We start from the raw sequence: 26,402 nt of genomic DNA on the forward strand, positions 1-26,402 counted from the left end.
GGATGACGCCGTGGGGGACGGGGTGTCCCAGACCCGGACGGCGGTGAGGGCGGCCGGCAGGTACCCGTCGCCGTCGCCCAGCCGGGCCGCCACCAGGGCGATGCCCGCCTGGAGGGCGGCGTCGAGTACGGCGGGGTGGGCGGTGTAGGGCGCGCCCGGCGCGTCGTGGCGGTAGGTGGCGACGACGGTCCCGTCCCCGGTGTGCACGCTGTCGAGGAGCCGGAAGCCGGGGCCGTAGTTGAGACCCACCTTCCGGCAACTGTCGTAGAGGTGCGGCACGTCGACCGCCTGGGGGCAGGCGGCGCGCAGCGCGTCGAGGTCGAGGGGCGCGGGCCGGGGGCGCAGCAGGGTGCGGACGCGGGCGCGGACGTGGGTGCGGGGCTCGCCGCCGTCCTCGGTGGTGCTGGTGACGGTGAGCTTCCCGTCACCGGGGTTGAGCGCGACCTGGGTGTGCGTGCCGCCCGCGTCGGGCCAGGGCAGCACCAGGGCGCTGTGGATGTCGAGGTGGCGGACCTCGACGGAGGCCGCCAACACCTCGCGGCCGGCGGCGAGCGCCATCTCCGCGAAGCCGGTGGCGGGCATGACGACGGAGGGCCCGACGCGGTGGTCGGCGAGCCATGGCGTGATGACGGGTTCGACGACGGCTTCCCAGGTGGGCACGGGCCCGGGGAGGCGTTCGCCGAGCAGCGGGTGGCGGAGGACGCCGTCGCCGCTCGACCGGATCCACAGTTCGGGCGAGCCGATCCAGTGGCGTTCGCGCTGCCAGGGATAGGCGGGCAGGTCCGCGACGCAGGCGGGGGCCGGGAAGAACCGGTGCCAGTCGATGTCGGCGCCGGACGCGGCCACGGCGGCCAGCGCGGTGGCCACCGCACGCGGCCCGTCGTGGCCTCGGCGCAGGGTCGGCACGACGGCGGTGCGGCGCTCGGGGCGGGCGGCGGCGATGCGGCGCAGGTAGGTGCGGAGCACCGGGTGCGGGCCGATTTCCACGAGGACGTCCGCCCCGTCCGTCAGGGCGCGGGTGACGGCCGCCTCGAAGAGGACGGGGCTGCGCACGTTGCGCCACCAGTAGCCGGCGTCCAGTTCCGCGCCCCGGGCGCGTTGACCGGTGACGGTCGAGTAGAAGGGCACGGTGACCGGCCCGGCGCCAGGCCGGACAGCGACTCGGCGAGGGTGTCGCGTACGGGGTCCATGTGGGCGCTGTGGAAGGCGTGGTCGAGCCCGAGGTCCTTGCGGAAGGCGTCGCCCTCCGCCGTCTCGGCCACCAGTGCGGCGATGGCGTCGGCGGTGCCGCTGACGGTGACGTCCTGCGGACTGTTGACGGCGGCGATCTCCAGCGCGCCGTCGAAGCGCGCGACGAGCGCTTCGGCCTCCGCGCGGGCCAGGCCGAGCGCGGCCATGCGGCCGGAACCGGCGGTGCCGGCCTGGGCGCGGCTGCGCGCGGCGATCACGCGGGCCGCCTCGTCGAGGGTGAGGGCGCCGCAGGCGTGGGCGGCGGCGACCTCGCCGACGCTGTGCCCGACGACCGCGTGCGGTGCGACGCCGTGCTCGCGCAACAGCGCCGTGAGCGCGACCTGGACGGCGAACAACAGCGGTTGCGCGATCTCGGTGCGCTCCAGATTCCACGTGTCGGGTGCGGCGTGCAGGACGTCGGTGACGGAGAAGTCCAGGTGCGGTGCGAGGGCTTTCTCGACGCGGTGGAGGGCGTCGGCGAAGTCGGGGTGGCCGAGCAGATCGGCGGCCATGCCCGCCCATGGCGAGCCGTTGCCTGCGTAGACGAAGGCGATCCGGCCCTTCGCGACGGCGTGGGCGGTGGCACCGGCGGCGGGCAGGAGGCGGTCGGCCGGCCCGGCGGGGACGGGCCCGACGGTCGCCGGCCGGGCGTGTGCGGTGGACTGCTCCGCAGGCGTTTCGGCGCTTGCGGAGGTCTGCTCCGAGGTCTTCTCCGCAGATGTCTCGGTGCGTGCGGAGGTCTCCTCCGCAAGTGTCCTGGCGCGTGCGGAGATCGACTCCACGAACGACTCGGCGGGCACGGAAACCCGCTCCACAGGAGCCTCTGCGCGTGCGGAAGTCTGCTCCACGAACGGCTCGGCGGGCACGGAGACCCGCTCCACAGGCGCATCGGCGGATCCGCCGGCCTGCTCCGCCAACGGCTCAGCCGGCACGGAGACCCGCTCCACAAGCGCATCGGCGGACCCGCCGGCCTGCTCCGCCGAAGGCTCGTCGCGCCCGCCGCTCTGCCCCTCGGGTTCCCCGTCGGCGTCCGGCGCGGCCAGCGCCGCGAACTGCTCGGCGGCTTCCTCGGGGGTCCGGGCGATGACCACCGCGCGGTGTTCGTGCTTGCCGCGCCGGAGGCACGAAGTGTGCGCCACGTCGTAGAAGTCCCGCGCGGGAAGCGTACGGAGGTGGTCGGCGTAGGCGGCCGCCGCCTGTTGGAGGGCCACGGCGGTACGGGCGGAGGCGAGGACCGGCAGCCCCTCGCCCGTCAGCCCCTCGCCCGGCGAGCCCCCGACCGGCGAGCTCTCGCCCGGCGGACCCTCACCCCGCGGACCGGCGGGCGCCGGCCGCGCCGTGGCCGGAGGCGGCACGGTGAGGACGGCGTGGGCGTTCGCGCCACCGAACCCGAAGGAGTTGACGCCCACGACGGGCCGTTCCACCGCCGCGAGGGGACGCGTCTCGGTGGTGACGCTCAGGCCGAGGCCGGGGAAGTCGATGTGCGGGCTGAGGGTCTCCGCGTGCAGCGAGGGCGGCGCCGTGCGGTGCTTGAGGACCAGCAGGGCCTTGAACAGCCCCGCCATGCCGGAGGCGGGCTCCAGGTGGCCGAGGTTGGTCTTCACCGAGCCGATCGGCAGGTCCCCGCTGATGCGCCGCTGTCCCAGGGCGCGGCCGACGGCCAGTGCCTCGCACGGATCGCCGACCGGCGTGCCGGTGCCGTGCGCCTCGAAGTAGACCACGTCGTCGGCGTCGACCGCCGCCCGCCGGTAGACGTCGCGCAACAGGCGTTCCTGCGCTTCGGGGTTGGGCAGGGCCATGCCCATGGTGCGGCCGTCGCTGTTGGTGCCGGTGGCGAGGATGACGCCGTGCACCCGGTCGCCGTCCGCGAGCGCCTCGTCCAGCCGCTTGAGCAGGACGACACCGCCGCCCTCCGCCCGTACGAAGCCGTCGGCCCGGTCGGAGAAGGCGGCGCAGCGTCCGGTGGGCGAGAGCATCGACGCCTGGGAGAAGCCGACGTAGTGCAGGGGGCTGAGCAGGATGTTGGCGCCGCCGCAGACCGCCGCCCGCACCGAGCCGTCCTGGAGCATGCGGCAGGCGCGGTCGAGCGCGACGAGCGAGGAGGAGCAGGCGGTGTCGACGGCCATGCTCGGGCCGCGCAGGTCGAAGGCGTACGAGAGGCTGTTGGCGGCGATGGCGGAGGCGGCGCCGGCCATGGTGTACGGGCGGATGGCGCGCGGCGCCATCAGCTGCATCGCGCCGTAGGAGTTGTCGGAGATGCCGATCAGCACCGCGGTGTCGCTGCCGGCGAGTGCGGCGGGGTCGACGGCCGCGTCGTCGAGGGCCTCGGCGGTCAGCTCCATGAGCATGCGGTACTGCGGGTCGAGGCAGGGGGCTTCCTTCGGGGAGATGCCGAAGTAGGCGGCGTCGAAGGCGTCCACGCGTTCCAGGAAGCCGCCGGCGGCGGTGTAGCTCTTGCCGCGCCTGGGTGCCGAGGTGTCGACGAAGCGGTCGGCGTCGAACCGGTCGGAAGGCGCCGGTCCGATCAGGTGGCGCCGCTCCCGGAGGGCGGTCCACAGGGCGTCGAGGCTGTCGATGCCTCCGGGCAGGCGCAGGGCGACGCCCACGACGGCGACGGGTGGCGGACCGGCGGCGGCACGCGGCATGAGCGGTTCCTCCCCAAGTCGTAGCGGCGGGCGGAGAGGCGCGGCTCCCCCCGCGCGTACGCGACCGCGGCCCGGGCCGCGGGCCCGGTATGCGATTCCCTCCCTGGTTATGACCCGCTGTGTTGTTTATGACCCCCCGTGCCGCGTCTTTCATCCCCTGGAGGGATATGCACAGTTGACGCGCATCGCCACCCTGACGAGTGATGCCCGCCGCGTGGGGTGCGGAGCGTCCCACGCATCGCGCGCGCACCCTCGCGCGACCGACGCCGCGTTGTGGTGTGCTGCCGTCCAAGGATTCAACGACAGCGTCGGCGAGTTGCCTCACCTGCCGCACCGACGTCTCATCAGGAGGCCGCGATGTCCGTCCTGTTCACGGGTGCAACCGGCTTCCTCGGCAGCCGCGTCGTCCGCCGCCTGCTCGCCGAGGACACCGACGAGCCCGTCCACGTCCTGGGCCGGGGGCCGCGCGAACGGCTCCGGTCGCGTACCGAGGCCGCCGTCTCCTGGCTGCGCGAACCGGCGCTCCCGCCAGGCGCCTTGGACCGGCTGCGGTACGTCGAGGCCGACCTCCGCGCGCCCGGCCTCGGCCTGGACGGGGAGGAGCGCGCCGACGTGACCGCCGACTGCACCGAGATCTGGCACTGCGCGGCGAACGTGGCCCTCGAAGGGCGTCCGGAGACGGTGTTCACCACGAACGTCCACGGCACCCGCCGCGTCCTGGAGCTGGCCGAGCGGGCCCCGCGGGCGCGCCTGGTCCACATGAGCACCGGCTTCGTCGCCGGACTGCGCACCGGGCACGTCCTGGAGGACGATCTGAGCGACGAGGCGGGCTTCCTCAATTTCTACGAGGAGAGCAAGTACCACGCCGAACGCCTGGTACGCCAGTGGTCCGCGCGCACGGGCCGGCCCGTCACCGTGCTGCGCCCGACCCAGCTCGTCACCGACGCGTCCATCCCGGAGGACCTGCCGCAGCAGACGGTCACCCTGCTCCTCCGCGTCCTCGAAACGGCGTTCCGGGAGCGCGCGGCCGAGGATCCGTACCTGGCCCGTCTCCTCGCCGGCGAGGACCTCAGCGGCAGCGGAATGACGCTGCGGGTGCCGGGGGACCCCGGCGGCCGGGTGAACATGCTCTCCGTCGACGACGCCGCCGACCTCGCCGTCGCCGTGGCCCGCGCCCACCGCGCCCGGCCCCGGCCGGGAGTGCGTGCCGTGCACCTCGCGCACCCCTCCGACACCGGGTTCGCGGACGCGAAGTACGCTCTGGAGACGCTGTATCCGGGGGTGACGGTGGTCATGACGCCCGTGGTCGCCGACCCGGACCCGTACGAGACCATGCTCGCCAGGTCGTTCGCGCCCTGGCTGGCGTTCTCCGGCGAGCGGCGCACGTACGACCGCGCGCATCTGCTCGCCGATGTCCCCGGCCTCCCCGACCCCACCCCCGTCGACGGGGCCTATCTGGCGCGCGCCCTGCGGCGCCCGACCGTACCCGCTGCCGCGTGACGCCCCCTGGCGCATCGCGACACCGCCTGTACCGCCGCGACTTGACGAGTGTTCACGTCATGTGGACGTTCCCGTCGGCCCCGCCGCGCGGGTCGGGTACGGCCACGCCGTGCCCGCGGTCCGACGGCTCCGGACTCCCCGCCGACGCCCCCTCCTCCCGCGGCCCGTCCCCGGCGATCCGTCCCCCGGCGAGGTGACGCACAGGCACAGCACCGCGTTGAGCGACAGCAGCGCCGCGTAGATCACCATCAACCCCCGGAAGCCGAACGAGCCGTACGTCACCGTGCCGATCAGCGGACCGACGGCGACGCTCAGGCCCGCGCCGAGGGTGTAGACGCCCATCACCTGGCCGCGGCGCTCGGGCGCCTGGGCCGTCATCATCGCGGGCAGCGGTACGTAACCGGCCAGTCCGACGCCGTAGACGGCGACCGCGACGGCCGCCGGCAGGAAGGCGTGGCCGGCCGCAGCGGGCAGTTGGTAGCAGAGCAGGCAGCCGGCCGCACCGAGGACGCCGCCGAACAGCGCGCAGGTCCTGCGGCCGCTCCAGTTGTCGCCCAGCACGCCGAAGACGGGCAGGGCGCAGAGGTTGGCGACCATCATGACGACCAGGAGGGCGTTCCACTCCCCGTCCCCGAACCCTAGGTCCCGGACGAAGAAGGGCATGAAGACCCACATGCCGAACGACGGTGTCGTGTTGATGAGCCGGATGACCAGGCTGATGCCGAGCTTCGGCTTCTCGAACAGGATGCGGAAGGTGCCCGCCAGCTCGGTCCGGGCGTCGCGGCCCGGCGCCAGCCCGGTGAAACCGGTCGGCTCCCGGAGCAGCAGCAGGACGACGAGGGAGCCGGCGAGAACGACGGCGAGGGAGAGCCACAGCGTGGTGTAGAAGCCGAGGGCCGGGGTGGCGGCCGCGAAGACGAACGACCCGATGATGGGGTAGCCCGCGCTGTAGGAGAACCAGAACCACCCGACGGCCTTGCTCTGGTGGTCCCTGGGCGCGACCGCCATGACCCAGGACAGGAAGCCGTAGGCGAACATCGGGTAGCCGAAGCCGCGCAGGCCGTACGTGACCATGACCAGCCAGTAGTTCTCCAGCGGGACCGCCACGGCCAGCATCAGGACGTGGAAGACGACCCAGGCGGCGGCGCCCGCGGCCATGACGCGGCGGGGGCCCCACCGGTCCGACAGCAGGCCCGCGCCCAGGAAGGAGGCGATCGCGGCGGTGACGCCGTAGACGGTGATGACGGCGCCGGCGCCGGTCTCGGAGAAGCCGAGGTCGTCGCCGAGGTACTTGGACAGATAGCTGGTCTCCACCCCGTCGCCGATCATGAAGAGCAGCACGCCGATGTAGCCCCAGCCGAGGGCCCGGGGGATGCCGACCCGTTCCGGGAAGCGGCGCGGGCCGGCGGCGGACGTCGCGGGTCCGCTCATGCCCGTCCGCCCCTTCCCTCGGTCGCCGCCTCGGGGTGCGCGGGCCGCGCGCCCGGCGCGATGTGGATCTTGCGGCCGGTGCCGGCGCGGAAGGCGGCCACCGCCTCGTCGAAGTCGTCGAGCCCGTGGACGTGGCTGACCAGCGGGTCGAGGTCGAGCCCGGCGGCGAGCAGGTCGATCGCCGGCTGGAAGCTGTGGTGCACCGCCATCGAGCCGATGATGTCGATCTCGCGGTTGTAGACGGCGAACGGCGAGAACGCGGCCGTACGGGCCGGGTCGGCCACGCCGAACTGGAGGAACGTGCCGCCCTTCCGGACCCTGGTCAGCCCGTCCTCGATCGCCGCGACCACGCCGGTCGCGTCGATCACCACCTCGAAGCCCTCCGGGCGGCCGAGGGCGCCCGCGTCCATCGCCACGGCGTCCGCCGCGAAGGACTCGGCGAAGGCCAGCCGGTCCGTGTTGACGTCCACCATCGAGACCGAGGCGGCGCCCGCGCCGCGTACCACCGCGGCCATCATCAGTCCCATCGTTCCCGCGCCGTAGACCAGGTAGTGCTCCCCCGGCCGGCGGGGCAGCCGGTTCAGCCCGTGCACCGCGCAGGACAGCGGCTCCACGAGGCCGGCCGCCGCGTCCGAGAGGCCGTCGGGCAGGACGTACGCGCAGCGTGCCGGCACCGCCACCCGTTCGGCGAACCCGCCGTCGCGGGTGACGCCGACCGCGCTGTAGTTCTCGCACAGGTTGCCGCGGCCGATGCGGCAGTAATGGCAGGCGCCGCAGGGCAGGTTGGGGTCGACGGCGACGCGCGTGCCGACCGCCGGTCCCGTCACCCCCGCGCCGAGTGCCACCACCCGGCCGGCCAGCTCGTGACCGGGCACCAGGGGGTAACGGGCGGAGGGGAGTTCGCCGCCGAGGATGTGCATGTCCGTGCCGCACAGCCCGCACGACGACACTTCGACGACCACCTCGCCGGGGCCCGGCTCGGGGTCGGGCACCTCGGCCACCTCGACCCGGCCCGGACCGGTGACCAGGACAGCGCGCATGGGTTCGCTCCTCACTTCGTCGTGTGGTGGCGGGAACGTAACCGCGACGTAAGCGTTTGCGCAAGCGTTTACGTCGGATTGGCGATGCGGTAACTTCGACCGGTCGGACGACAGTCGGACGACATGGGACATCGGAGAAGTCCGCGACCGGGGTCGCGGGCCGAACGGCGGCGCGGCGGCGCCGGCGCACGGGGAGGCTCGGGAGCATGGCAACGATGGCGGATGTGGCCCGGCGCGCCGGGGTCTCCGTGGCCACCGTGTCGCACGTCCTCAACGAGACCCGCCCGGTACGCCGGCCCACCCGCGACGCCGTCCACGCCGCCATCGCGGAACTCGGCTACACGCACAACACACTGGCCCGTTCCCTGGTGACCTCCCGCACGAAGTCCATCGGGCTGGCCGTCTCCGCGATCAGCAACCCGTACTTCACCGAGATCTTCCAGGGCGTCGAGGCGAGCGCCCTGGAGGCCGGGTACAGCTTGCTGATCACCGATCCGCACGACGACCCGGAACACGAGCTCAAGACCGTCCGGCTGCTGCACGAGCGGCGCGTCGACGGCATGATCATCGCGCCGTCCGCCGACCCCGGCGCCATGCTGGAGCACCTCGCGCGGACCAACGTGCCGGCGGTCTTCCTCGACCGTCTCGTCGACGGCGACCACGACCAGGTGTGCGCGGAGAACGAGGCGCCGACGGCCCGGCTGGCCCGCCACCTCGCCGAGCGGGGCCACACCAGGATCGCGCTGGTAGCGGGCGCGCCCGGACTGAGCACCACCACGGAGCGGCTCGCCGGCTACCGCGCCGGGCTGGCGGCGGCCGGGCTGCCGTACGTCCCCGAACTGGTCGTGGGCGGCGACTCGCGGGCGGAGGGCGCCGAGCGGGCCGTCCACCGGCTGCTGGCGCTCGCCGCCCCGCCCACCGCGCTGGTCACCGCCAACAACGCCATGACCATCGGCGCCCTCCGCGCCCTGCGGACCGCGCGGTTGTCCGTCCCGGACGACATGGCGCTCGCCTGCTTCGACGACTTCTCCTGGGCCGACCTGTTCGAGCCCCGGCTCACCGCGGTCGCCCAGCCGAGCCGCGAGATCGGCGCGGCCGCCGTCCGGCTGCTGCTGGACCGCCTCGCCGAGCCCGACCGCGCCCCGCGCACCCTCCGGCTGCCGTGCGCGTTCGTCCACCGGAGTTCCTGCGGCTGCGCCGGCTGACCCTGCCCGACCCGGTTGCCCGCCCGGCATCGTAGGACTCACGCACGGCACTCGGCCATATCCCGCCCCTGACACCCACCGCCCGCATCGAAAGGCCCCTCCCACCATGATCATCGTCGCCGGGGAAGCCCTGATCGACCTCGTCCCCGCGGAGCCCGCCGCCGACGCGTCGGGGACCGGCGGCGGGCGCTCGGACGAGGGGACGCGTCCGGGCCCGAATTCCGGTGCCGAGGCGGGGAGTTCGGGTGGGCGGAGTCGGGACGGCGGGACGCGTGCCGGGGCCGAGCCCGTCGGCACGGAACCCGGCGGCGGGCACCGGGACGGCGGGACGCACACCGGGGCCGAGCACTCCGCCGGCACGGGAAGGTCCGGCGGGCGGCACCCGCGCACCGGCGCCCCGGCCGCGCCCGCCCCCGAACTGCCCGCCCTGCGGCCCCGGCGCGGCGGCGGCCCGTACAACACCGCCATCGCCCTGGCCCGCCTCGGCTCCCCGGCCGCGTTCTGCTCGCGGCTGTCCACCGACCACTTCGGCGAGGCGCTGCTCGACGGCCTGGCGGCGGACGGGGTGGACACCTCGCTCGTCCAGCGGGGCCCCGAGCCCACCACCCTGGCGGTCGCGCACATCGGAGCCGACGGCTCCGCGGCCTACTCCTTCCACGTCGAGGGCACCGCCGACCGCCTCTTCCGGACGCCGGAAACCCTCCCGGCGGCGGCCCGCGCGGTGTCCTTCGGCACCTGCTCCCTCGTTCTGGAACCGGGGGCCTCGGCCTATGAGGAACTGCTGCGCCGCGCGTCGGACGGCGGCCTGTTCACCGCCCTCGACCCCAACATCCGGCCGGGCCTGATTCCCGACGCCGACGCCTACCGGTCCCGTTTCCGCTCCTGGCTGCCGTACGTCACCCTGCTCAAGCTCTCCGAGGAGGACGCGGCCTGGCTCGCGGGGCCCGCCGACCCGGCGGCGGCCGTCCGGCAGTGGCTCGCGGCCGGCCCGTACGCCGTCGTGCTCACCCGCGGCGGCGCGGGCCTGACCGTCCTCACCCGGGACGGCCTCGAACTGTCCGTCCCCGGCGAGAAGGTGACCGTCGTCGACACCATCGGCGCCGGCGACACGGTCAACGCCGCCCTCCTCCACCGCCTCGACGGCCACGCCGCGCTCACCCCGTCCCCGTCGCTCACCGCGGAGCAGTGGCGCGACACCCTCGCCTACGCCGCCCACGCCGCCGCCGCGACCTGCTCCCGCGCGGGCGCCCAGCCGCCGTACGCCGCCGAACTCGCGGTGCCGGCGGCGGTCTGACGGGCCCGGGGCCGTTCCCGGCGCCGCGAACGCACCCGTCCCACCGCGAACGCCCCCGGGCCGGCGCGTCGTTCGCCGTCGCCACGGCCGAGCCGGCGGATGCTCCCCGCCCCGGGCGCCCCACCCGGCGTCGGCCGGCGCCCGCGGACCGCCGCCGGTCCGCTCGTCCGGCGCGGCACCCCGGTCCGGGACCGGCCGAGGCGGTCCGGCCCACGGCGTACCCGGCCTCGGTCCACGTCCACCGGCCCCGCCGGCAAGGCCCGTCAGTCCGGCCGCCGTCCTCCCCGGCTGTCCTCCTCGACCACGGCCGCCGCCGCGGATGTCCTCGGTCCGAAGGACAGGGTGGCCGCGAGCGCGAGGACGAGCAACGCGGCACAGACGTAACTCGCCAGCTCCAGCCCGTGCGCCATGGCCTCCCGCGCGGGCTCGGCAGCGCCGGCGGTGCCGGGGTCGTCGGCGAGTGACGGAATCACGGAGCCGGCGCTCCCGGTGACCATGTCGCTCAGCCGCCCGGCCTTCCCGCCGGGGAATCCGGCGTCGCCCAGCCGCTCCCTCAGGTCGGAGGCGAGCGTGCTGAAGAAGAGGGTGGTGAGCAGGGCGATGCCCAGGGCCGAGCCCAGTTCCCGGGCCGCGCTCTGGATGCCGGAGCCCTGTCCGGCGCTGTGTGCCGGCACGTCGGCGAGGACGATGTTGGTGACCTGCGCCGTGGCGAAGCCGACGCCGGCGCCGTACACGAAGAGGGCCAGGGCGATCAGCCACCAGGCGCTGTCCGTGCCGGCGATCAGTCCCAGCAGCACCAGGCCGGCGGATTCCAGCACCAGCCCGGCCCGCACCTGCCGGAGGGCCGGAACCGACGCGGCCAGGGAGAAGCCGGCGCCGCTCGCGGCGAAGCTGCCTGCCGCCAGGGCGGCGAGGGCGAGGCCCGTCTCGAACGCGCTGTACCCGAGGGCGAATTGGAGCCACAGCGGCAGTACCGCGATGATGCCGAACTCCCCGACTCCCACCAGCAGGGTGACGAGGTTGCCGTTGCGGAAGGTGCCGATGGCGAACAGCCGCACGTCCACGAGTGGTTCTCCTCCGGTGGCGCCCAAGGCTGTCTGCCGGCGCCAGAACAGGCCGAGGGAGACGGCCGCCACGGCGAAGGCGACGAAGACCGGCGACGGGTCCGCGCTCCAGGTGAACGCGCCGAGGTCGAGCGCCTTGACGGTCTCGAACCAGCCGTAGGTGCGCCCCTCGATCAGGGCGAACGCGAGCAGCCCGAGGCCGACGACCGACAGCGCGCCGCCGACCCCGTCGATCCGGGCCCGGGCGCGCGGTGAGGCGTCGAGGTGGACGAGCGTGCCGACGACGATCAGGGCCACCAGGGGGATGTTGACGCCGAAGGCCCAGCGCCAGGAGAGGTCGGCCAGCCGGCCGCCGAGCAGCGGTCCGACCGCGGCGGCGGCACCGATGGTGGAGCCCCAGACCGCGAAGGCCCGCCCCCTCGCCCGGCCGGTGAACGACGCGTTCACCAGGGCGAGGGAGGTGGGCAGGATGGCGGCGGCGCCCACCCCCTGGAGGAAGCGGGCCAGGATCAGGACGCCGCCGTCCGGCGCCACGGCGGCCGACAGGCTGGTCACGCCGAAGACGGCCAGGCCCAGGAGGAAGACCTTGCGCGCGCCGAGTGCGTCGGAGAGGCGGCCGGTCAGCAGGAGGAGCGCGGCGAAGGAGATCGCATAGGACTCCTGGATCCACTGGGCCTCGACGGAGCCGATGTCCAGGTCGTCGATGATCGGGGCCAGGATCACGTTCACGATCGTGACGTCCACCACGATCAGGGCCACGCCCAGCGACACGGCGAGCAGGCCGAGCCATTGGCGTGGGGTGGGAGGGGATTGCACGGGGCCGTTCACAGTACCTCCACTCTGAAGTATCTCCATCGTGAAGTTATTTTGTGGCCGCGCCGGCTGTCAACTCCCCCACATCCGCCTCCACTTCACCGTCCGGCCGAACGAACCCCCGGTGACTCCCCAGCGGAAAGCCTTTACGATGAAGCAAAAGGGGCCGAAAGGACGGGAACAGGAACCATGACACAGCATGCGGCGGCAGACGGCGGCTCCGACCACCACCGCCTCCTCGAGGAACTGCGCACCTTCGGCGCCAACTACACGGAGTTCACCAGGCGGTTCGCCGACTGGCTGGGCCTCCACTCCACGGACGCCGTGGCGCTCACCGAGATCCTGTACGCCGAGGACAAGGGGACGCCGCTGTCCCCCGCCCGGCTGAGCGAGCGCGTCTCCCTCTCCTCGGGAGCCACCACCGCGCTGCTCAACCGGCTGGAGAAGGCGGGCTACGTGGAGCGCCGGCGGGAGGCCGCCGACCGCAGGATCGTCACCCTGCGCAGCAGCCCCGAGGTCCGGCCGCAGGCCATGCGGTTCTTCGGCCCGTACACCGCCGGGATGGAAGAGGTCATGTCCCGTTACCCGGGCGCGCGGTTGGAGGAGCTCCGGAAGCTCGTGGCGCGGCTGAGCGACGCGATGGACTCCTTGCTGGCGCACGAGTACCGCGCACTGGAGCCCGGCGCCACTCCGGGGCTCCCGCCGGCCCCCGACGAGGCACCCCGTCGGCACCGGGCGGGATGACGGTGGAGCCGGGCGCGGTCTGCCGGGCCGGGAGCGGGGCCCCGGGTCGGGACGGCCGCGGTCAGGGACGCAGGTCCTCCAGGAACAGCAGCGCTTCGTCGAGGGCGGCGGCGAAGTCCAGTTCCGGGTCCTTCGCCCAGTCCAGGGAGACCTGGAGCATCACTCCGAAGACCGCCCCGGCGTAGGCGCGGACCGAGGCGTCGCCCGGGTCGCGGCCCGCGCGCTTGGCCACCTGCTCGGACATGGTCTCCATGGTCCGGCTCAGGTTGCCCAGGCCGGCCCCCCACAGCTCCGGCTCGGAGGTGATGAGGACCCAGCGTTCGCGCTGGAGGGCCAGTTCCTCGGGGGGATGTCCTCGAGCATCGACTTGATGGTCCGGCGCTCGGCCTGGATCGGCGTGAGGTCGGGCGACTGCGCCTGGAGCAGCATCGCGAAGGGCAGGTCGTAGTCGTGTGCGAAGACCAGGTCCTGCTTGGTCGGGAAGTAGCGGAAGACGGTGCTGGGGGCGACCTCGGCGGCCTCGGCGATCTGCTCGACGGTCGTGGCCGTGTAGCCCTGTTCCCTGAACATCCGCACCGCCTCCCGCTGGATCGCGGCCTTGGTCCTGGCCTTCTTGCGTTCTCTCAGGCCGGTCACCGGTTCGGCCCGGTCAGGCTGCGTCTTCGGCTTCATGCTGAGATTTTGCGGGCTCGGTGGCGCGATCACCAACACGCCGGGCGCGACCACCAGGACGCCCGGGGCGATCATCAGGACGCCGGGGCAGCATCACCGCAGCGAGCAGGGCTCCGGACAGGCCGAGGCCGGCGGAGACCGCCAGGACGACGTCCAGGCCGTGGACGAAGGCGGAGCCGACCATGTCGGCGAGTGCGGAGGACTTCGTCGCGCGGGCGACGGCCAGGCCGCCGAAGACGGAGTCCCGGGTCGCGTCCTGTGCGCGTCGGGGCAGGTCGCCGACGTCGAGCCCGCCGCGGTAGCCGGAGTTGAGGACCGATCCGAGGATGGCCGCGCCGAAGCTTCCGCCGAGGGTGCGGATCGACTGGTTGACCGCCGAGCCGACGCCCGCGCTCTCCGTCGACAGTTCGCCGAGCGCGGCGTCCATGGCGGTGGGCAGGGCGCAGCCGAGGCCCAGTCCGTAGGCGGCGGTCCAGGCGGCCGCGAGGCCGGTGCCGCTGTCGGTGTCCGTGGTGGCGCCGAGGAACAGGGCGGCGGCGAGGAGGGCGAAGCCCAGGGCGACCGCGGCCTTCGGACCCACGGCCTTGGCGATCCTGCCGGCGAGGGAGACGCCCACGAGCAGGCCGCCGACCATCGGCAGCAGCCGGAAGCCGCTGCCCATCGCGTCGGTGCCCAGGATCGCCTGGTAGTACTGCGGCATCGTGAACAGGACGCCGAACATGGTGAAGTTGACGACCGTGCCGAGCAGGGTGCCCGAGGTGAACCGGGCCGAGCGGAACAGTGACAGGTCGACCAGCGGGTCGGCCGCCCGCTTCTCCCAGAGCACGAAGACGGCGAGGGCGAGCAGGCCGCCGAGCAGCGGCGCCAGCGTGCTGACGTCCGTCCAGCCCTTCTCGCCGCCCTGGATCACGCCGTACGTCATCGCGGCCAGACCGGCGCTGGAGAACACCAGGCCGCCAACGTCGAACCGCTTGGCCCGCGACGCCTTGGACTCCGGCAGCCAGGCGGAGACGGCGAGGAAGGCGAGCACCACCACCGGCACGTTGATCAGGAACACCGCTCCCCACCAGAAGTGGTTGAGGAGGCAGCCGCCCAGGATCGGGCCGAGGGGGTAGGCCAGCATCGCCGCGCCCGCCACCGCGCCGATCGCCTTGGGACGCTCCTCGTCGGAGAACATCACGGGCAGCAGCGACAGCGTCGTCGGCATGATCAGGGCGGCGCCGAGGCCGAGCAGTGCCCGCGCGGCGATGAACGTGCCCGACGACGTGGAGCAGGCGCAGGCCAGCGAGGCCAAGCCGAAGATCACCAGGGCTGCGAGCAGTACCTTCTTGCGCCCGTAGCGGTCTCCGAGCACGCCGGCCGGGATCATCCCGGCGGCGAAGACCAGCGTGTACGACGTGACGAACCACTGCAGCTCGACGTTGTCGGCGCCCAGGTCGTCGGCCATGGCCGGCAGGGCCAGGCTCAGGATCGTCACATCGAAGCCCACGACCAGGGACGCCAGCACGAGCGCTCCGACGGCCCACCACCTGCGCGCACCCGGATCCGCTGATATGACAGTCCACCCCCTCTTGAGAGTCCGATATCTTTTCGGAGCGTACTCTCATTATTCAGGCCGGAGCAATCCCCGCGGCCGAGCGGACCGCCGCGGGAGCCGAGGATCGCCCCGGCCGCCCGCTACTGACGCATCGTCAGAGAGCCGGAACGGCGCGCAGAATGAACCCATGTCGTCGAACGAGCACTCCGACCCGCTGCGCGCGCTCCCCCTCGACCGGCTGCGCCGCCGTACGAGCGCCAAGTGGCGGACGTATCCGCCGGACGTCCTCCCGTTGTGGGTCGCGGAGATGGACGCGCCCCTCCCCGAGCCCGTGGCCCGGGTGCTGACCGAGGCCGTGGCCCTGGGGGACACCGGGTACGCGACGGGCGCGGGCTACGCCGAGGCGCTGGCCGGGTTCGCGCGGGAACGCTGGGGGTGGGACGGCGTCGCGGCGGACCGTACGGCGGTGGTGGCGGACGTGATGCGCGGCGTCGTGGAGGTGCTGCGGCTGGTGACCGGGCCGGGTGACGCGGTGGTGCTCACCCCGCCGGTCTATCCGCCGTTCCACGCCTTCGTCGCGAGCGAGGGGCGGCGGGTCGTGTCGGCCCCCTGGACGGCGCGGGGCGGCTGGACACCGACGCCCTGGAGTCGGCGTTCCGGGAGGCCGTGGCGGGCGGGCGCCGCGCCGCCCTGCTGCTGAGCAGCCCGCACAACCCGACGGGGACGGTCCACACACCGCCCGAGCTCGCGGCCGTCGCGGAGCTCGCGCGGCGGTACGGGGTGCGGGTCGTCGCCGACGAGGTCCACGCCCCGCTGGTGCTCCCGGGGGCCGAGTTCGTGCCCTATCTGTCGGTGCCGGGGACGGAGGACGCCTTCTCGGTCGCGTCCGCGTCCAAGGCGTGGAACCTGGCGGGCCTGAAGGCCGCGCTGGTCGTGGCCGGGCCGGAGGCCGCCGCCGACCTGCGCCGGATGCCGCCCGAGGCGAGCCACGGCCCCAGCCATCTCGGGGTGCTGGCGCACACCGCCGCCCTTCGGCACGCCGGCGACTGGCTCGACGCCCTGCTCGGCGGGCTGGACGCGAACCGCCGGCTGCTCGGCGGGCTGCTCGCGCGGCACCTGCCCGAGGTGGGGTACCTCCGCCCGGAAGGCGGGTACCTGGTGTGGCTGGACTGCCGGTCCGCCGGCCTGGGCGACGATCCGGCCGCCGCCTTCCTGGAGCGGGGACGCGTCGCGCTCACCCCGGGGCCGCCCTTCGGCACGGGCGGCGCCGGCCACGCCCGGCTGAACCTCGCCACCTCGCCGGAGGTGCTCGGGGAGGCGGTCCGCCGGATGTCCCTCACGGTGGGGCGGATGCGGCAGGGCTGACGGGCCGGCGCGGCACCCCGCTCCCCCGGCCACGCCCCGCCGCCGTGCGCCATCCGGCGCACAAAGCGGATGAAGTGCCTCCGCCGCTGGGTACACTCGCCGCGCGTTGCTCGGCGAGGGAGGCCGTACTCATGGGGTGCGGCGATCCGTCCCGTCGCGCTCTCTTCGTACGGGTCGCCGGTGTCCGGGTGACGCCCACCGGACGGTCCGGAGACGACGACACACGAGGAGAGCAGTCATGGCCGAGGTCAAGCTGGCCGCCGAAACGCGCACCGATTTCGGCAAGGGCGCCGCCCGTCGCATCCGCCGGGACGACAAGGTACCGGGAGTCATCTACGGCCACGGCGCCGACCCGAAGCACGTGACCCTCGACGGGCACGCCCTGATGATGGCACTGAAGACACCGAACGTGCTGCTCCGCCTCGAACTCGGCGGCAAGGGCGGCGAGTTGGTGATCCCCAAGGAGGTGCAGCGCGACCCCCTGAAGGGCTTCCTCGTCCACGCGGACTTCCTGGCCGTCAAGAAGGGCGAGAAGGTCACCGTCGAGGTCCCGGTGCACACCGAGGGGGAACTGGCCCCCGGCGGCAACCTGTTGGAGCACATGCTCAACGCGCTGCCCGTCGAGGCGGAGGCCACGCACATCCCGGAGGGGCTGACGGTGTCGATCGAGGGCCTGGAGGCCGGGCACACCGTCCGGGCGGGGGACGTCCCGCTGCCGCGCGGCACCACGCTGGCCGTCGACGAGAGCACGGCCGTGCTCCAGGTCGTCGCCGCGCAGACGGAGGCGCCGCCCGAGGAAGAGGAAGCGGAGGAAGGGGCGGAAGGCGCGGGAGCACCCGCCGAGGCGGCAGCGGCGGAGGCCGCCGCGCCGGCCGAGGAGTCCTGAGCGGCCGCGCCGCTCACCTCGGGACGCCGGGCGGACCGAACGGTCCGTCCGGCGTCTTCCGCGCTCCGGGCGCCCCGCCGCCTACGCCGACAGCGCCGTCCTGCCCTCCCCCGCGCCGCCGTCCTCCTCCGGCGCGGAGGCGGCGGCCAGCGCGTCCAGGGAGATGCCGAGGGCCCCGGCCAGGGCCGCCACCGTGAAGAAGGCCGGCGTCGGGGCCCGGCCCGTCTCGATCTTGCGCAGGGTCTCCGCGGAGACGCCGGCCGCCGCGGCGACCTCCACCATGCTGCGTTCACCCCGCGCCTGCCGGACCAGCGCGCCGAAGATCTCGCCGCGTCGGCGTTCCCAGGGGGTCAGAGGAGTTCTCACCATGACGGCAATACTAATACCGTGATATCAATACCGGGATACCAATACCGGTATGAGAATCGGATGCGGGGAGCGTCGGAGGACATGGTCGAGATCAAGAGCGACGGCGAGCTGGAGGCGATGCGCGAGGCGGGCCGGGTGGTGGCCCGCGCGCTGGCCGCCGTGCGGGAGGCGGCGGACGTCGGAGTGAGCCTGCGCGAGCTGGACGAGGTGGCCCGCGGGGTGCTGGCGGAGGCGGGCGCGACGTCGCCGTTCCTCGGCTACCGGCCGTCCTTCGCGCCCGTCCCGTTCCCCGGCGTGATCTGCACGTCCGTCAACGACGCGGTGGCGCACGGCATACCCACCGGCTACCGGCTGCGCGACGGCGACCTGCTCAGCGTCGACTGCGGGGCCCTGCTGGACGGCTGGGCGGGCGACGCGGCCGTCAGCTTCACCGTCGGGACGGCCCGGCCGGCCGATACCGAGCTCATCGCCCGCACCCAGGAGGCCCTGGACGCCGGCATCGCCGCCGCCCGCGCCGGCGGGCGCCTGGGCGACATCTCGCACGCCGTCGGCACCGTCGCGACGAAGGCGCGCTGCGGCATGCCGGCCGACTTCGGCGGCCACGGCATCGGCCGGGAGATGCACGAGGACCCGCACGTGCCCAACCGCGGCCGCCCGCGCCGGGGTTACCCGCTGCGGCACGGGCTGGTGCTCGCGATCGAGCCCATGCTGATGGCCGGCGGGCGCGACGCCTACCGCACCGCCGACGACGGGTGGACGATGGTGACCACCGACGGCAGCCGGGCGGCCCACATCGAGCACACGGTGGCCGTCACGGACGACGGCCCCCGCATCCTCACCCTGCCGTGAGCGCGGCCCGGCCGGCCCCGCCGAACTCCCGCAGCGCCTCCTGCACGATGGCCTCCAGCCGCGCGTGGTGCGCGCCGCGCCAGTACACGCGCTCGCAGGCCGCGCACTGCGCGAAGACGTCGTAGGTGCGGCGCGTGCCGTGCTCCAGGAGCTCGCCGACGGAGTCCTTGTCGGCGTCCCGGAGTTCCCCGTTGCAGGCGGTGCAGCGCGTCCACGGCGCGAGCGGCGGGGCGAACCGGCCGAGGACGTCGCGCAGTTGGTCGTCGGGCCGGTCGCTGTAGACGTAGGCGCCGGCCCAGAGCTCCCGGCGGCGCAGCAGGCCGCGGTCGCGGGAGAGCATCACCCGGCGTTCGGCGGCGGAGCGGGCGGCGAGCGCGGGGTCGCCGATGTCCTCGCTCTCGTAGGCGGCGTCCACGCCCAGCAGGCGCAGCCGCCGGGCCAGCGTGCCGAGGTGGACGTCGAGCAGGAAGCGCAGGGGCGCCCCGGGGACCCGCTGCGGGCGTTCGACCGCCCGTACCTCCACCGTCTCGCCCGCCGCCGGTACGTGCGACACGGGCACCTCGCGGCCGTCGACGAGGAGCCGGCCGGCCTCGGTGAGGGGCATGCCCAGCGACTCGATCACATGCCCGAGGGACGACGATCCGTCGGTGACGACGGTCATCCGCTCGGCCCGGCGTTCGGCGGGGACGAAGAGCCGCAGTCCGGGGGCGAAGGTCACGGTGATCTCGGGTCGGTTCACGGCTTCAGCATGCCATGGGCGCCCGGCACGGCCGTAAGCGGCCGCCCCTGCCCGCCCGACCCCGCGCGCCCGGCCGGACGCGCCCGACCGGCCGGGCTGTGTACGGTCATGGCGGAGGGCCGCAGCGACGCGTCAGGAGGAAGAACGTGAGGAAGCACCGCAGACTCCGGTCGTCGTTGGCCGCCGTGGCCGTCCTGGCGGCCGTCGCCGGTGGGGCGACGGCGTGCGGCGGCGGGGACGACGGGAAGGCCCGGGACCGTACGGCGGCGTCGGGCCGCCCGTCGTCCCCCGCTGCCGGGCCGGACATCAAGTCGCCGGAGCGGTCGGACGACCAGGACCCGGCCCGCTTCGCGCCACAGGTGAAGCGGTACGCCAAGGAGGCGGGCGTGAGCCCGCAGCTGGTGATGGCGATCCTCTACAACGAGGCGTACAAACCGCACGATCCGGAGTTCGAGAAGTCCTGGCAGAAGATGAAGCCGGACTCGGCGTTCGGGGTGGCCAACATGCACCGGGCCGCCTACGACGAGACGAAGCGGGGACGCCCGTTCGAGAGCCGCAGCTGGTTCGATCTGCCGGACGACCCGGCGCTGGCCATCCGGGCGGAGTCCTGGCACCTGCGCGACCTGGCCGCGGAGCTCCCGGGGTCCTGGCCCGGCTCGTACACCAAGGAGGAGCTGATGGCCCTCGGGTACAACGCGGGCGCGGGCAACATGGCGGCGTTCGCGCGCGGGGTCAAGCCGGGGCCGCAAGCCGGTTCGTACCTCGCGAACCTGCGCGGGAACTGGCCGAAGGCCGCGGCGGCGCTGCGCGGTTCCGGCTGAGCCGGGGGAGGCCCGCGCTCCGGCCGGTCGCGGGCCGCCCATGTCCCCCGGCGGCCCTTCCGCGTTGCTCAGGGTGCGTGTCCGCGAGCGGGCGCGCGTACCGAGCGTCGTCGAGAGGGAGTCCGTCAGCCATGCGCCCACGTCCGCACCGGTTCCGCCGCCCCGCCCCGGACGGCAAGGACCCGTCCGCCCGGCGGGCCGCCCCGTCCGCGGAGGAGGACGGCAGCCTATGGGCCTATCTGCGCGGCGGCGCGCTCCGCCGGGAGGAGGCGCGGCACGGCTTCGAGTGGGCCGCGCCGCACCACAAGCGCCTCTCCAAGGCCCATCCCACCGACTGGCTCACCAACCACAGCACCACCGGGGGCACCCTCCGCGTCAACCTCACCTGGAGCATGCACACCGGCCCGAGCGGGGACGGGCCCACGGGACTGCTGCGCGGCCTGTTCGCCCCGCTCGGCGCGTCGGTGCAGGTGCACGGGCCGGCCGTGGTCTCCGCCGACCTCGACCTGGCCTGCCTGTACGAACTCACCGACGGCACCAAGGGCGTGGTGCAGCCGCTGGGCGGCTTCCACGGCGACCTGTACCGGCCGCCGTACATCTCGCTCAGCGCGGACAGCCGGTTCGGCGGTCCGATGGGCGAGACGCTGTACATCAACCTGGACAAGCGGGACGAGTTCCGGCGGATGCTGGTGTTCGTCTACAACTACGACTGCACGCCCGTCTTCGGCCGGGTGGACAGCGTGCTCACGTTCTACCTGCCGGACGGGCACCAGTTCGCGGTGGAGCTGCGGGAAAGGGTTCCGCAGGCGCGTTCCTGCGCCGTGGCGCTGATCGAGAACCGGCACGGGCATCTGACGGTGCGTCGGGAGGCGACGTACGTGTACGGGTTCCAGTCGGATCTCGACCGGTTGTACGGATGGGGGATGCGGTGGGCCCGGGGGCACAAGCGCCCGTGAGGGCGCCGGACGGGCCTCGCGCCCGCCCCCGCTCTCCGGTTACGGCACGGGCACCGGTTCGAGCAGGCGCCGCCGCAGGGCGGTCACCAGGGCGTCGTCCACGCCGAGCACCCCGGCGGCGTACGCGTGCACGGATCCGTGCCGCCGGGTCAGGCCGTCGAGGAAGAGGCGCAGCACGTCGGCGGGTGCCGTGCCGTAGCCGGGCCAGGTGAGTTCGCGTCCCGGGTGGCCGGCGCGCCAGTCGGCGACGAGCCGCGCGGTGGCGCGTCCGGTGAGGGTGAAGTCCTCGACGGCGTCGGCCTCTTCGACGCCCAGCAGGATCAGGACGAGGGCGGCGAGCAGCCCGGTGCGGTCCTTGCCGGAGGCGCAGTGGAAGACCACCGCCCCCTCCCCCGGCTCGGCGATCACGTCGAGGGCGCGGCGCAGTTCGGCGGCTCCGTCGTGGGCGACCTCCAGGTAGCGCTCGGCGAGGTAGGGGCCCGGGGCGATCTCGGGGCCGAGGGCGGCCTGGTCGTAGGGCCGGTGTTCGACGCTGAGGTTGTGCCAGGTGTAGGACGGGTGCTCGGGCGCCCGTCCGGCGGCGTCGATCTCCCAGGGGTAGCGCAGGTCGATGACGGTGCCGACGCCCAGCTTCAGGAAGCGGTCGAGGTCCGCTCCGGCGAGCTTGCCGAGCGAGTCGGAGCGGTACAGCCGCCCCCAGCGCACCACGGCTCCGTCCCGGGTCGGATAGCCGCCCAGGTCGCGGAAGTTGTGCAGGCGCTCGAACTCCAAGTGTCTGTCCATAAACGGACCTTAGACGCCCGGGCGCCGGGGCCGCCGCGACGTGGATCACTCCCGGCCGGGCCTCCGCCGCACGCCTCCGCTTCACGTCCCTCCGCCTGCGCCTCACATCCCCAGGTCTCCGCTTCACGTCCCCGCGTCTCCGCTTCGCGCCTCCGCCCGGCGGCGTTCGCGGAGGGCGCGGACGCGGCCCCGGCTGGCGCAGGCCGGCGCGGGGCACCAGCGGCGGCGGCCTGACGGGTTGGTGAACAGGCCGCGGCAGTCGTGTTCCGGGCAGACGGCGAGCGTGGCGCACTGGGGGCCGGTGAGGTGGTCGACGGCCTGGCGGGCGATCCGGGCGAGGGCGGCGCCGGTGTCCGCCGGGGGTTCGCGGCGCAGCGGACCGGAGACCGTGAGGCGTACGGGGTCGGGCTGGTCGGCGAGGAAGCGGGCGGTCTCCTCGGCCGCGGCGGCGGGCGGGACGCCGCCCTCGACGACGGGCAGGGCGAGGAGCCGCAGGTTCTCGCGCACGGCGTGGGCCCGCGCCACGTCGGCGGGCCCCGGGGGGCGGGCGGGGGCGAGTTCGACGCGCTGGAGCCACTCCCCCAGCCGCTCCGCGGTGGCGATGCGTTCGACCGGGTGGGCACCGAACGTCCGCCCCTTGGTGGCGAGGAAGTCGAGCCAGGTGGCGCCGAGGTCGAACCGGAAGGTCAGGTGATCCGCTGCGGACATGCCCACCATCGTAACGGCTGATGCGTTACATTGATCGACATCGCCGTAACGGTTCAGCCGTTACGCATTCGGGGCGGGAGGAACGGCATGACGGACGACGTCGGTACGGAGCCGCGGGAAGCGGCGTTCGACCGCGCCGCGGGATACCGGCTGCTGGAGGTGCTCCAGGACGAACGGACACGGGAGGCGACGCTCCCCGCGCTGGAGGCCGTGGCGCCCGGGTTCGCCGACTGGATCGTCACCGGCCTCTTCGGCGGCACGTACCAGCGCGGCGGACTGTCCCTGCGCGACCGGCAGATCGCCAACCTGGCCGCGCTCGCCGCACTGGGGGGCGTCGAGCCGCAGCTCGCCGGGCACGTCACCACCGGTCTGCGGGTGGGCCTGACAGTGGAGGAGGTCACCGAGGTCTTCGTCCACCTGGCCCCCTACATCGGGGGCCGAAGGCGGTGGCCGGACTGCGCGTCGCCGCTCCGGTCCTCGCGGCGACCGGGACCGCCGGGGCCCCGGACGCCCGGCCCGCGACCAGGGGTGCCGCGTGAACGCCGTCGTCCGGACGGTGCTCGGCGACGTCCCCGCGGACACGCTGGGCACGGTCGACGCCCACGACCACCTCTTCCTGCGCAGCCCCCTGCTGCCCGGCCAGGAGCTCGACGACCCGGCGGCGGCCGAGGCCGAACTGCGCGCCTTCGCCGCGGCGGGCGGCGGGACGGTGGTGCAGTGGACGCCGCGCGGCATGGGTCGCCGGGCGGCCGACGTCGCGGAGGCGGCCCGCGCCACGGGCGTGCACGTCGTGATGGCGACCGGCACGCACCAGGCCGCGCACTACACACCGCCACCGAGCCCCACCGAACTGGACGCCCTGGCAAGCGAGTTCATCGCCGACCTGACCTCGGCCCCGGTCCGCGCCGGGCTGGTCAAGGTCGCCGGCGGGTTCCACGGACTCGACGAGCACGCCCGGCGCACCATGACCGCCGCCGCCGAGGCACACCACGCGACCGGCGCGCCCGTGGCCGTCCACCTGGAGCTGGGCACGGCGCCGCTGGAGGTCCTCGACCTGCTCTGCGGCGCGCTCGGCATGCCGCCCGAGGCCGTGCTCCTCGGCCACCTGGGCCGCTGCCCCGGCCCGCGCGTCCAGCGGGAGGCCGCCCGGGCGGGCGCGTTCCTGGCCTTCGACGGTCCCTCGCGCACCCACCACGCCACCGACTGGCGGCTGTTCGACCAACTCGCCGCCCTGGCCGACGCCGGGCACGCGGGGCAGCTGCTCCTCGGCGGCGACACCACGACGGCCGCCGCCCGGTCGGTCGACGGGGGCCCGGGCATGCCGTACCTGCTGCGGGTGCTCCGGCCGCGGCTGGCACGGGAGTTCGGCGAGGACTTCGCCGACCGGCTGTTCACCGGCAACCCGGCCCGAGCCTTCGCACTGCGCCGCCCGGGGGCGGACGGGGGCGGGTCCGGGGGCGTTTGACGGCGGATTCCTGACGGGGTCGCGGGGCCGGTGCCCGGGGCGCCGGACCACGGAACCGGACCACGGACGGGCAGGGGCGCCTTTCGGCCCGCTCGCGAACCCACGCCCCCGGCGGACGTTTCCGCCGGTGATAGCGTTGCGGACCGCGTGCGCGCGGCATGGCACGGCATGGCGTGACGCGGCACGGAGAGGCGGAGGGGGCGTCGGCATTCCCCGGCGCGGGCCTCTCCCGTACGCGAAGCGCGCGGGGAACGGTGTGGACGACGACGCGACGGAGCGGGGGCCTGTGGGCGCGGCGGTACGAGGGTGGTTCCGGCCACCCGGCCGGGAGGCGTGGCGGGCGTGCGCCCGCCGGCTCACCGCGTCCCTCCGCTACACGCTCTCCGCCGGGGCGACGGGCCTGCTCGCCCTGATCGGCTGCGGCCCGCTGTTGGCCGTGGGCGCCCTGGCCCTGGCCGGTCCCGGACTGTTCGCGCTGCCCGCGGCGCTGCGCTGGACGCGCCGGTTCGCGGACGTCCACCGGCGGCGGGCCGGGGTCTGGCTGGGCGCCGACATCCCGTCGGCCGGCGGGACGCCCACGCGTCTGCGGCCCCTGCTGACGGACCGCGCGACCTGGTCCGCTCTCGGCTGGTCGCTCCTGCACGCGCTCACCGGGACGGCCGTCGGCGCGCTCGCGCTGGGCCTGTGCGGCGGCGTGCTGAGCTGGCTGACGACGCCGCTGTGGTGGTGGGCGGTCCCCCACGCGGAGTTCGCGGTGTGGGAGATCTCCTCCTGGCCGGCGGCCCTGACGGCGGTCGCCCTCGCCCCGGTGTACGCGGCCCTCGCCGGTGCGCTGCTGCCGGTACTGGCCCGGGGGCACGCCGTGATGACCCGCGCGCTGCTCGGGCCGCGGCGTGGCCGCGCGTCGCTGGCCCGCCGCGTCGAGGAACTGACCGTCTCCCGTGCCGACGCCCTCGACGCACACGCCGCCGAACTCCGCCGCATCGAACGGGACTTGCACGACGGGGCACAGGCCGGCCTGGTGGCCGTCTCCCTGCGGCTGGGCCTCATCCGTCGCGCCCTGGAAGGACAGCCGGAAAAGCTGCCCGAACTGGTCGACGCCACCCAGCGGTTGGCGGAGCAGACGCTGTCGTCGCTGCGGGCGACCGTCCGCGCCATCCACCCGCCCGTCCTCGACGACCACGGGCTGGCCGAGGCCGCCCGCGGACTGGCCGCGGCCTGCCCGGTGCCCACGGACCTCGACGTCGAGACCGTACCGCCGGGGATCCGGGCGCCGGCGGCCGTCGAGGCCGCCGCCTACTTCGTCCTCGCCGAGGCCCTCACCAACGTCGCCCGGCACAGCGGGGCCGCCCGCGCCGCCGTACGGCTGACCGTCACCCCGCGCGCGATCCGCGTGAGCGTCCGGGACGACGGCCGGGGCCGCGCGGCGGAGGGTCCGGGCACCGGGCTGCGCGGCATCCGGCGCCGCGTCGCCGCCCTCGACGGCGTCACCGAACTGTCCAGCCCGCCCGGCGGGCCGACCCTGCTGCAAGTGGAGCTGCCGTGCGGATCCTGATCGCCGAGGACAACGTCCTGCTGCGGGAGGGCATTTCCCTCCTGCTGACCGGTGCCGGCCACGAGGTCTGCGCGTCCGTCGAGGACGGCGAGGCGCTGCTGCCCGCGCTGCTGGACCACCGCCCGGACGTCGCCGTCCTGGACGTCCGGCTGCCGCCCGGCTTCCGCGACGAGGGGCTGCGCGCCGCCGTCGCGGCCCGCGAACGCGTCCCCGGCCTGCCGGTGCTCGTCCTCTCGCAGTACGTGGAACAGGCGTACGCCTCACGGCTGCTCGCCGCCGGCGCGGGCGGCGTCGGCTACCTGCTGAAGGACCGGATCGGCCGGGTGGACGAGTTCCTGGACGCCCTGGAACGGGTCGCGGCCGGGCAGGCGGCGATGGACCCGGAGGTGATCTCGCAGCTGATGGTACGGAGCACCCGGGCCGACCCGCTGGCGGCCCTGAGCCCGCGGGAGCGGGAGGTGCTGGCGCTGATGGCCGAGGGGCACGGCAACGTGGCCATCGGCGAGCGGCTGTTCATCGCCGAGACATCGGTCAACAAGCACATCGGCAACATCTTCGCCAAGCTCGGCCTGCCCACGACGGACGGCGGCCACCGCCGCGTCCGGGCGGTCCTGGCCTGGCTCCAGGCGGAGGCGCGGTGATGAGCCGCCGCCGGCGACGACGGTCTGGGCCGTGGAACGGCCGATGCCGGTGGACGCCGACGCGCGTCCCGGCCGTTACCGGCCAGGCGG

21 protein-coding genes and 3 pseudogenes are annotated in these 26,402 nt (G+C 74.6%); 13 read left to right on the plus strand and 11 right to left on the minus strand.

Annotated features, from left to right (window positions below):
- Positions 1–45 precede the first annotated feature (45 nt).
- Positions 46–3,875, minus strand: a pseudogene (locus ACQEVS_RS02370) (type I polyketide synthase); the annotation flags it as partial.
- Positions 3,876–4,232: 357 nt separating this feature from the next.
- Here ACQEVS_RS02370 and ACQEVS_RS02375 point away from each other — a divergent pair.
- A complete protein-coding gene (locus tag ACQEVS_RS02375) occupies positions 4,233–5,375 on the plus strand; it encodes an SDR family oxidoreductase (protein ID WP_433014438.1) in 1,143 nt (380 codons plus the stop codon).
- Positions 5,376–5,432: 57 nt separating this feature from the next.
- Here the strand turns inward: ACQEVS_RS02375 and ACQEVS_RS02380 are convergent, their stop codons facing one another.
- Positions 5,433–6,806, minus strand: coding sequence for an MFS transporter (locus tag ACQEVS_RS02380; protein ID WP_433014441.1), 1,374 nt, complete (start codon positions 6,804–6,806; stop codon positions 5,433–5,435).
- Positions 6,803–7,846 carry a zinc-dependent alcohol dehydrogenase family protein gene (locus tag ACQEVS_RS02385; protein ID WP_433014444.1) on the minus strand — a complete coding sequence of 348 codons (1,044 nt, stop codon included), beginning with the start codon at positions 7,844–7,846 and terminating at the stop codon, positions 6,803–6,805. The genes ACQEVS_RS02380 and ACQEVS_RS02385 overlap by 4 nt, the downstream gene beginning before the upstream one ends.
- 206 nt (positions 7,847–8,052) lie before the next feature.
- Here ACQEVS_RS02385 and ACQEVS_RS02390 point away from each other — a divergent pair, with 206 nt between their 5' ends.
- Both ACQEVS_RS02390 and ACQEVS_RS02395 read left to right on the plus strand, forming a co-directional pair.
- Positions 8,053–9,051, plus strand: a complete 999-nt coding sequence (locus ACQEVS_RS02390; protein WP_433014447.1) for a LacI family DNA-binding transcriptional regulator — start codon at positions 8,053–8,055, stop codon at positions 9,049–9,051.
- A 106-nt stretch (positions 9,052–9,157) separates the two neighbouring features.
- On the plus strand, positions 9,158–10,345 hold the full coding sequence (locus ACQEVS_RS02395; protein ID WP_433014450.1) for a carbohydrate kinase family protein: 1,188 nt from the start codon (positions 9,158–9,160) through the stop codon (positions 10,343–10,345).
- Between the two features lie 263 nt (positions 10,346–10,608).
- Here the strand turns inward: ACQEVS_RS02395 and ACQEVS_RS02400 are convergent, their stop codons facing one another.
- Positions 10,609–12,264: an MFS transporter gene (locus ACQEVS_RS02400; RefSeq protein WP_433014453.1), complete on the minus strand. Its 1,656-nt coding sequence runs from the start codon at positions 12,262–12,264 to the stop codon at positions 10,609–10,611.
- Between the two features lie 147 nt (positions 12,265–12,411).
- Between ACQEVS_RS02400 and ACQEVS_RS02405 the strand changes: the two genes are divergently transcribed.
- Positions 12,412–12,966, plus strand: coding sequence for a MarR family winged helix-turn-helix transcriptional regulator (locus ACQEVS_RS02405; RefSeq protein ID WP_433014456.1), 555 nt, complete (start codon positions 12,412–12,414; stop codon positions 12,964–12,966).
- Between the two features lie 61 nt (positions 12,967–13,027).
- Here ACQEVS_RS02405 and ACQEVS_RS02410 read toward each other — a convergent pair whose 3' ends face one another.
- Genes ACQEVS_RS02410 through ACQEVS_RS02420 form a run of 3 tightly spaced genes read right to left on the minus strand, consistent with a single transcriptional unit; the run spans position 13,028 to position 15,145 of the window.
- Entirely contained in the window at positions 13,028–13,303 is a 276-nt protein-coding gene (locus ACQEVS_RS02410) for a hypothetical protein (RefSeq protein ID WP_433027201.1), read from the minus strand.
- Positions 13,228–13,638, minus strand: coding sequence for a TetR/AcrR family transcriptional regulator (locus tag ACQEVS_RS02415; protein WP_433014459.1), 411 nt, complete (start codon positions 13,636–13,638; stop codon positions 13,228–13,230). The genes ACQEVS_RS02410 and ACQEVS_RS02415 overlap by 76 nt, the downstream gene beginning before the upstream one ends.
- Positions 13,616–15,145, minus strand: coding sequence for an MFS transporter (locus ACQEVS_RS02420; RefSeq protein ID WP_433014462.1), 1,530 nt, complete (start codon positions 15,143–15,145; stop codon positions 13,616–13,618). Before ACQEVS_RS02420 ends, ACQEVS_RS02415 begins: the two co-directional genes overlap by 23 nt.
- A gap of 217 nt (positions 15,146–15,362) precedes the next feature.
- On the opposite strand from ACQEVS_RS02420, the pseudogene ACQEVS_RS02425 reads away from it, so the two are divergent.
- Positions 15,363–16,540: pseudogene (locus ACQEVS_RS02425) on the plus strand (MalY/PatB family protein).
- Between the two features lie 238 nt (positions 16,541–16,778).
- Positions 16,779–17,426 carry a 50S ribosomal protein L25/general stress protein Ctc gene (locus ACQEVS_RS02430; RefSeq protein ID WP_433014465.1) on the plus strand — a complete coding sequence of 216 codons (648 nt, stop codon included), beginning with the start codon at positions 16,779–16,781 and terminating at the stop codon, positions 17,424–17,426.
- A gap of 81 nt (positions 17,427–17,507) precedes the next feature.
- On the opposite strand, the gene ACQEVS_RS02435 is transcribed toward ACQEVS_RS02430, so the two are convergent.
- The gene (locus ACQEVS_RS02435; protein WP_433014468.1) at positions 17,508–17,795 is read right to left on the minus strand and encodes a helix-turn-helix domain-containing protein; all 288 of its coding nucleotides are present in this window, start codon (positions 17,793–17,795) and stop codon (positions 17,508–17,510) included.
- A gap of 81 nt (positions 17,796–17,876) precedes the next feature.
- Between ACQEVS_RS02435 and map the strand changes: the two genes are divergently transcribed.
- Positions 17,877–18,644: a type I methionyl aminopeptidase gene (map, locus tag ACQEVS_RS02440; protein ID WP_433027204.1), complete on the plus strand. Its 768-nt coding sequence runs from the start codon at positions 17,877–17,879 to the stop codon at positions 18,642–18,644.
- Here the strand turns inward: map and ACQEVS_RS02445 are convergent.
- On the minus strand, positions 18,631–19,383 hold the full coding sequence (locus ACQEVS_RS02445; RefSeq protein ID WP_433014471.1) for a Mut7-C RNAse domain-containing protein: 753 nt from the start codon (positions 19,381–19,383) through the stop codon (positions 18,631–18,633). The two genes, map and ACQEVS_RS02445, sit on opposite strands and share 14 nt — an antisense overlap.
- 146 nt (positions 19,384–19,529) lie before the next feature.
- Here ACQEVS_RS02445 and ACQEVS_RS02450 point away from each other — a divergent pair, with 146 nt between their 5' ends.
- Together ACQEVS_RS02450 and ACQEVS_RS02455 are read left to right on the plus strand one after the other, a co-directional pair.
- Positions 19,530–20,204 carry a lytic transglycosylase domain-containing protein gene (locus tag ACQEVS_RS02450; protein ID WP_433014474.1) on the plus strand — a complete coding sequence of 225 codons (675 nt, stop codon included), beginning with the start codon at positions 19,530–19,532 and terminating at the stop codon, positions 20,202–20,204.
- Between the two features lie 131 nt (positions 20,205–20,335).
- Positions 20,336–21,160 (plus strand): Tellurium resistance, encoded by an 825-nt coding sequence (locus ACQEVS_RS02455; protein WP_433014477.1) that lies wholly within the window; start codon positions 20,336–20,338, stop codon positions 21,158–21,160.
- A gap of 39 nt (positions 21,161–21,199) precedes the next feature.
- Here the strand turns inward: ACQEVS_RS02455 and ACQEVS_RS02460 are convergent, their stop codons facing one another.
- Positions 21,200–21,943, minus strand: a complete 744-nt coding sequence (locus ACQEVS_RS02460; RefSeq protein WP_433014480.1) for a tyrosine-protein phosphatase — start codon at positions 21,941–21,943, stop codon at positions 21,200–21,202.
- Positions 21,944–22,066: 123 nt separating this feature from the next.
- Positions 22,067–22,651 (minus strand): CGNR zinc finger domain-containing protein, encoded by a 585-nt coding sequence (locus tag ACQEVS_RS02465; protein WP_433014483.1) that lies wholly within the window; start codon positions 22,649–22,651, stop codon positions 22,067–22,069.
- Between the two features lie 87 nt (positions 22,652–22,738).
- Between ACQEVS_RS02465 and ACQEVS_RS02470 the strand changes: the two are divergent.
- The 4 genes and pseudogenes from ACQEVS_RS02470 to ACQEVS_RS02485 all read left to right on the plus strand — a co-directional run.
- Positions 22,739–23,032, plus strand: a pseudogene (locus ACQEVS_RS02470) (carboxymuconolactone decarboxylase family protein); the annotation flags it as partial.
- A gap of 154 nt (positions 23,033–23,186) precedes the next feature.
- On the plus strand, positions 23,187–24,116 hold the full coding sequence (locus ACQEVS_RS02475) for a phosphotriesterase family protein (RefSeq protein WP_433014486.1): 930 nt from the start codon (positions 23,187–23,189) through the stop codon (positions 24,114–24,116).
- Positions 24,117–24,372: 256 nt separating this feature from the next.
- Positions 24,373–25,671, plus strand: a complete 1,299-nt coding sequence (locus ACQEVS_RS02480; protein WP_433014489.1) for a sensor histidine kinase — start codon at positions 24,373–24,375, stop codon at positions 25,669–25,671.
- Positions 25,659–26,312 (plus strand): LuxR C-terminal-related transcriptional regulator, encoded by a 654-nt coding sequence (locus ACQEVS_RS02485; protein ID WP_433014492.1) that lies wholly within the window; start codon positions 25,659–25,661, stop codon positions 26,310–26,312. Before ACQEVS_RS02480 ends, ACQEVS_RS02485 begins: the two co-directional genes overlap by 13 nt.
- Positions 26,313–26,402 lie beyond the last annotated feature (90 nt).

It is taken from the genome of Streptomyces sp. CA-181903 (assembly GCF_050937075.1).
Classification (GTDB): domain Bacteria; phylum Actinomycetota; class Actinomycetes; order Streptomycetales; family Streptomycetaceae; genus Streptomyces.

Bases quoted from the DNA above. Each gene is read 5' to 3' on its own strand.
- ACQEVS_RS02395 (WP_433014450.1), top strand. From the start codon at position 9,158: ATGATCATCGTCGCCGGGGAAGCCCTGATCGACCTCGTCCCCGCGGAG.
- ACQEVS_RS02455 (WP_433014477.1), top strand. From the start codon at position 20,336: ATGCGCCCACGTCCGCACCGGTTCCGCCGCCCCGCCCCGGACGGCAAG.
- ACQEVS_RS02430 (WP_433014465.1), top strand. From the start codon at position 16,779: ATGGCCGAGGTCAAGCTGGCCGCCGAAACGCGCACCGATTTCGGCAAG.
- ACQEVS_RS02435 (WP_433014468.1), bottom strand. From the start codon at position 17,795: ATGGTGAGAACTCCTCTGACCCCCTGGGAACGCCGACGCGGCGAGATC.
- ACQEVS_RS02380 (WP_433014441.1), bottom strand. From the start codon at position 6,806: ATGAGCGGACCCGCGACGTCCGCCGCCGGCCCGCGCCGCTTCCCGGAA.
- ACQEVS_RS02415 (WP_433014459.1), bottom strand. From the start codon at position 13,638: ATGAAGCCGAAGACGCAGCCTGACCGGGCCGAACCGGTGACCGGCCTG.
- ACQEVS_RS02405 (WP_433014456.1), top strand. From the start codon at position 12,412: ATGACACAGCATGCGGCGGCAGACGGCGGCTCCGACCACCACCGCCTC.
- ACQEVS_RS02390 (WP_433014447.1), top strand. From the start codon at position 8,053: ATGGCAACGATGGCGGATGTGGCCCGGCGCGCCGGGGTCTCCGTGGCC.
- ACQEVS_RS02400 (WP_433014453.1), bottom strand. From the start codon at position 12,264: ATGGAGATACTTCAGAGTGGAGGTACTGTGAACGGCCCCGTGCAATCC.
- ACQEVS_RS02385 (WP_433014444.1), bottom strand. From the start codon at position 7,846: ATGCGCGCTGTCCTGGTCACCGGTCCGGGCCGGGTCGAGGTGGCCGAG.
- ACQEVS_RS02465 (WP_433014483.1), bottom strand. From the start codon at position 22,651: ATGTCCGCAGCGGATCACCTGACCTTCCGGTTCGACCTCGGCGCCACC.
- map (WP_433027204.1), top strand. From the start codon at position 17,877: ATGGTCGAGATCAAGAGCGACGGCGAGCTGGAGGCGATGCGCGAGGCG.
- ACQEVS_RS02460 (WP_433014480.1), bottom strand. From the start codon at position 21,943: ATGGACAGACACTTGGAGTTCGAGCGCCTGCACAACTTCCGCGACCTG.
- ACQEVS_RS02375 (WP_433014438.1), top strand. From the start codon at position 4,233: ATGTCCGTCCTGTTCACGGGTGCAACCGGCTTCCTCGGCAGCCGCGTC.